This is a genomic window from Rhodopila sp. (assembly GCF_035548235.1).
In the GTDB taxonomy this organism is placed as follows: domain Bacteria; phylum Pseudomonadota; class Alphaproteobacteria; order Acetobacterales; family Acetobacteraceae; genus Rhodopila.
Map to the genome: position 1 here is coordinate 1 of NZ_DASZTJ010000086.1, position 3165 is coordinate 3165.

General features: G+C 70.5%; 5 protein-coding genes. 2 read left to right on the forward strand and 3 right to left on the reverse strand.

Features of this window, described 5'->3' with window-relative positions; translation table 11 throughout:
• Window positions 1-229 (reverse strand): MFS transporter (locus tag VHB27_RS07005; RefSeq protein WP_325598619.1); only part of this gene is annotated, 229 nt, incomplete at its 3' end.
• Between the two features lie 254 nt (window positions 230-483).
• On the opposite strand from VHB27_RS07005, the gene VHB27_RS07010 reads away from it, so the two are divergent.
• On the forward strand, window positions 484-786 hold the full coding sequence (locus VHB27_RS07010; protein ID WP_325598621.1) for a hypothetical protein: 303 nt from the start codon (window positions 484-486) through the stop codon (window positions 784-786).
• Between the two features lie 43 nt (window positions 787-829).
• Here the strand turns inward: VHB27_RS07010 and VHB27_RS07015 are convergent, their stop codons facing one another.
• Together VHB27_RS07015 and VHB27_RS07020 are read right to left on the reverse strand one after the other, a co-directional pair.
• A complete protein-coding gene (locus tag VHB27_RS07015; protein WP_325598623.1) occupies window positions 830-1201 on the reverse strand; it encodes a nuclear transport factor 2 family protein in 372 nt (123 codons plus the stop codon).
• A 24-nt stretch (window positions 1202-1225) separates the two neighbouring features.
• The gene (locus tag VHB27_RS07020) at window positions 1226-1978 is read right to left on the reverse strand and encodes a DJ-1/PfpI family protein (RefSeq protein ID WP_325598625.1); all 753 of its coding nucleotides are present in this window, start codon (window positions 1976-1978) and stop codon (window positions 1226-1228) included.
• Between the two features lie 71 nt (window positions 1979-2049).
• On the opposite strand from VHB27_RS07020, the gene VHB27_RS07025 reads away from it, so the two are divergent.
• Window positions 2050-3096, forward strand: a complete 1047-nt coding sequence (locus VHB27_RS07025; protein ID WP_325598627.1) for a GlxA family transcriptional regulator — start codon at window positions 2050-2052, stop codon at window positions 3094-3096.
• Window positions 3097-3165: the final 69 nt, after the last annotated feature.

The window sequence follows — 3165 nt, forward strand, 5'->3', positions numbered from 1 at the left end:
AGGCCAGCAGGAAGCGCCGCCGGCCGGCGCGGTCGCTCAACGGCCCGGCGATCAGCGTCAGCACGACGCCCAGCACCAGCGCCGCACTCAGGACGGCGCTGATGGCGGGCGCCGACCAGCCGAGGGCGTGAAGGTAAAGGGTGAAACCAACGGCCAGCGCGCCCTGGCCGATGCTGCGGATGAAGCGGACGGTGAGCAGCAGTCGGGTGGTGCGGTCGGCTTGGGTCATGGTCTCGGGCGGAGTCTATCGATGTGGCGCCATCGCACAATCACCCCGGCGGGCACCCCGCAGCTCGTGACGATAAGACAATGTCCGCATCAACAAGAAATGATGGGTCCAGGATCAATTCCACTCAATAGCCGCAAGCAAAGCCATCCAATAACGGGAAGTTCGTGGTGTAGCTTTCCCTGGTGGATTGATGATTGGAAGGTTGCAATTTGTCACTCTATATCCGCCGCCGACGCTTGGGACAGGAGGCTGACATGCCGACCACGAGACGCGCCCTGCCGGCCCTGATCGCCGGGGCGCTGCTGACAGGCTCGCTGGCCGGCTGCGTGCCGCCGCCGAACCCGTATCCGCCGCCGCCGCCGCCGCGCGTCGAGGCCATGCCGCCTCCCCCGCGGGAGGCGATGGTCTGGCAGCCGGGCCATTGGCACTGGGACGGGCGCGGCTACGCCTGGATCCCCGGCCACTACGTAGAGCGCGTCGTCGGCCGCCACTGGGTCCCGGCCCATTGGGCCTATGTCAACGGCGGCTGGGCCTGGATCGGCGGCCACTGGCAATGACCCCATCCGCCACGCGGCGTCCGCCCGCCGCGTGGCGGGACCGTCAGGCCGCCTCGGTCAACTGATGGGCGATGGCGGCCGCGACCGGCAGGGGACGCCACAGGACGGTCATCTCGGCGATCAGCCCGGCCTCGTCCAACCGCCAGAAATCCATGCCGTCGGCCGCAAGCGGCCCGACCGCGATCGTGAAGAAGGAGGACACGTGCCGCGGCCCCTCCATCACCTCCCGGAAGTCGAACCGGTCGACAAGGCGCAGCAGCGGCACGACGACCTGCCGGATCGCCGCCTTCCCTTCGACCGGGTCCGCCACCAGCGGCGTGTTGAGGACGATGCCGTCCGCCATGTGGTCCAGCATCGCGTCCAGGTCCTTGCGCTGCATGGCCGCGACGAAGGCGTGGATATGGGTCAGGTCCATGATGAAGCTCCGGAAAGCGCCGGCTCAGCCGGCGGGAACGCCCAAAGGGGAAATACCCAAAGGGGAAATGCCCAAAGGGGAGATGCCCAAACGGGCGGCGACACGCCGAGCGGTGGCCTCCCGTCGGGCGGTGAGGGGGGCGGAGGCGGCCTGGACCTGGGCCAGGATGGCGGGCGGGGCGGCCTCGGGCGTGCCGCTGTCGAAAGGCGGTTCGGGCGCATAGGCCATCTGAAGCTGGATCGCCTTGGCCACGTCCTCGCCGCGCAGTTCGGCGGCCAGGTGCAGCGCGCCGTCGATCCCCGCCGTCACGCCGGCGGCGAACAGCCAGGTGCCGTCGCGCACGACGCGGCGGTTCACCGGCGTCGCGCCGAAATATGGCAACAGGTGAAACGACGCCCAGTACGTCGTCGCCCGTTTCCCACGCAACAAACCCGCCGCGCCGCAGAGCAAGGCGCCCGTGCAGACCGAGAACACGGTCCGCGCGCCCTCGGCCTGGCGGCGGAGCCAAGACAGCAGGCGCTCGTCGTCCATCAGCGCCTCCTGCCCGACGCCGCCCGGCACGTGCAGGACGTCCAGCGCCGGGGCTTCGTCGATCGTGGCGTCGGGGGTCAGGCGCAGGCCCCTGACGTCCCGCACCGGACCGGCGGTGCGGCCATAGAGGCGGTACGTGGCGTCGGGGATGCGCGACAGGACCTCGAACGGGCCGGTCAGGTCGATCTGGTCGAGGCCCTCGAACAGCAGCGACCCGATCTGCAGGTGGGTTTCGGTCCGGATCATGGGTTTGTGCCTCCTTTCCGATGGAGAACGGTGTGGACAGCGGGACGATAGCGGCGCAGGGTTTGGCGCATATGCCAGATACCCCTCGTTTTACGCCAAAGCCGGCCCGCGTGGTCGACGTGGTGGTGTTTCCGGCGGTCCAGTTGCTGGACGCGACCGGGCCGCTGCAGGTCTTCGCCTCGACCAACGAGATCGTCGCCCGGATGGGGCTGGGCGATGTGCCCCCCTGTGCGCCCCCCTATGCGCCCCCTTGTGCGCCCCCTTGTGCGCCCCCCTATGCGCCGCGCGTGGTGGCGCGGCAGGGAGAGGCCGTGACCGCCTCGGCCGGGCTGGTCCTGGGCGCCGCGCCGTTGCCGCCGGTCGACGCGCCGCTGGACACGCTGCTGGTGGCCGGCGGCCCCGGCGTGCGGGCGGCCGCCTCGGACCCCGCCCTCCTGGCCTGGCTGCAAGCGCGATCCCGGCACGCTCGGCGGGTCGTGTCGGTGTGTACCGGCGCGTTCCTGCTGGCGGCGGCCGGGTTGCTGGATGGCCGCCGCGCAGTGACGCACTGGTCCTTCTGCGCCGAACTGGCGCGGCTGTATCCGGCGGTGCGGGTCGAGGCCGATCCGATCTTCCTGCGTGACGGCACGGTCTGGACATCGGCCGGCGTAACGGCCGGGATCGACCTGGCCCTGGCCCTGGTGGAGGAAGACCTCGGCCGCGACCTCGCTTTGGCCGTCGCGCGCCACCTGGTGATGTTCCTCAAGCGTCCGGGCGGGCAGGCGCAGTTCAGCACCGCGCTGTCGCTGCAGGCCAACGAGGACCGGTTCGATGCCCTGCACGCCTGGATCGTCGGCCACCTGGCCGATGACCTGTCGCTGCCCGTCCTGGCCAGGGAGGCGGGCATGAGCGATCGTAGTTTCAGCCGCCACTACACGCGGGCCACCGGCGTCTCGCCCGGACGGGCGGTGGAACGGCTACGGGTCGAGGCGGCGCGACGGATGCTGCTGGACTCGGGCACGCCGGTGAAGCGCGTCGCCCAGCGATGCGGTTTCGGATCAGAGGAAACCATGCGGCGCAGCTTCCTGCGCCTGCTGGCGACGACGCCGCAGGACTATCGCACGCGGTTCAGCGCCTGAACGCGGCACGACCGCCGCCGCCCCCCTCATTGCACGCATGGCGGGATTGTAGCATCTCTAGCCGCACCG

Bases quoted from the DNA above. Each gene is read 5' to 3' on its own strand.
- VHB27_RS07010 (WP_325598621.1), top strand. From the start codon at position 484: ATGCCGACCACGAGACGCGCCCTGCCGGCCCTGATCGCCGGGGCGCTG.
- VHB27_RS07015 (WP_325598623.1), bottom strand. From the start codon at position 1,201: ATGGACCTGACCCATATCCACGCCTTCGTCGCGGCCATGCAGCGCAAG.
- VHB27_RS07020 (WP_325598625.1), bottom strand. From the start codon at position 1,978: ATGATCCGGACCGAAACCCACCTGCAGATCGGGTCGCTGCTGTTCGAG.
- VHB27_RS07025 (WP_325598627.1), top strand. From the start codon at position 2,050: ATGCCAGATACCCCTCGTTTTACGCCAAAGCCGGCCCGCGTGGTCGAC.